This is a genomic window from Mycolicibacterium austroafricanum, assembly GCF_000612725.1.
GTDB classification, from domain to species: domain Bacteria; phylum Actinomycetota; class Actinomycetes; order Mycobacteriales; family Mycobacteriaceae; genus Mycobacterium; species Mycobacterium austroafricanum.
Genome location: NZ_HG964455.1, coordinates 524,557 through 525,600, shown reverse-complemented (window position 1 = coordinate 525,600; position 1,044 = coordinate 524,557). Strand labels below are relative to the sequence as shown.

The window sequence follows — 1,044 nt, the reverse complement described above, 5'->3', positions numbered from 1 at the left end:
ACTTCGTCTACGACGCGATCCTCAACCGCAAGGACCGCGAACTGCTCGATGAGACGAAGATGCCGGCCGCGATGAGCTACGAGCAGGTCCGCGACGCGGTCAAGGCCGGTGCGGTGCTGGTGGATGGGCGCAACCCCGAGGAGTTCGCGTTGGGGCATCTGCGCGGTGCGGTCAATATCGGGTTGGAGGGCCGGTATGCCGAGTTCGCCGGGTCGGTGGTGCCCACCGATGTCGACATCGTGTTGTTCACCGAACCGGGCCAGGAGCTCGAAGGTAAGACCCGGCTGGCGCGGATCGGGTTCGACCGGGTGATCGGTTATCTGGAGCGCCCGTTCGAGGCGATGCTCGATCACCAGGATGAGGTGCAGGTGGCGTCGCGGTTGACGGCCAAGGCCTTCGATGCGCGTGCCGCCGAGTTGGCGGATCTGCAGATCGTGGATGTGCGTAATCCGGGGGAGGTGGCTGCCGGGATGATCCCGGACGCGGTCTCGATCCCGGTGGGTCAGCTGCCGGCCCGGTTGGGTGAGCTGGACCCAGCGAAGCCGACGGTCGTGTACTGCGCCGGCGGGTACCGGTCCTCGGTGGCCGCGAGCCTGTTGCGGGCCCACGGTTTCGCTGATGTCAGCGACATCCTGGGCGGCTACGGCGCCTGGGACGAAGCCCACCAAAACGCCTGAAACGGCACGAGAAACACCTGACCGCCTGAACGCCTGACCGGCACGAGACACGAGAGAAGCAGAACAATCATGACCACGGGTAAGCACAAGATTCTGATCGTGGGCGGCGGGACGGCCGGTATCTCGGTCGCGGCGCGGCTGCTGCGTAAGGGGCACACCGATGTCGCGGTGATCGAACCGTCCGACGTGCACTATTACCAGCCGTTGTGGACGCTGGTCGGGGGCGGTCAGGCCAAGGCCTCGACCACCGCCCGGGCTGAGGCGTCGGTGATGCCCAAAGGGGCGACCTGGATCAAGAACGCGGCCGCGCAGGTCGATCCGGACAACAACCGGGTGATCTGTGTTGACGGGGCGGACTACGGCTACG

2 protein-coding genes are annotated in these 1,044 nt (G+C 66.2%); both read left to right on the top strand.

Annotated features, from left to right (window positions below):
• Positions 1-677 (top strand): rhodanese-like domain-containing protein (locus BN976_RS34845; protein ID WP_036374100.1); only part of this gene is annotated, 677 nt, incomplete at its 5' end.
• A 69-nt stretch (positions 678-746) separates the two neighbouring features.
• Positions 747-1,044, top strand: a 298-nt coding sequence (locus BN976_RS34840) for an FAD-dependent oxidoreductase (RefSeq protein WP_036374096.1), incomplete at its 3' end; no start/stop codon positions are given.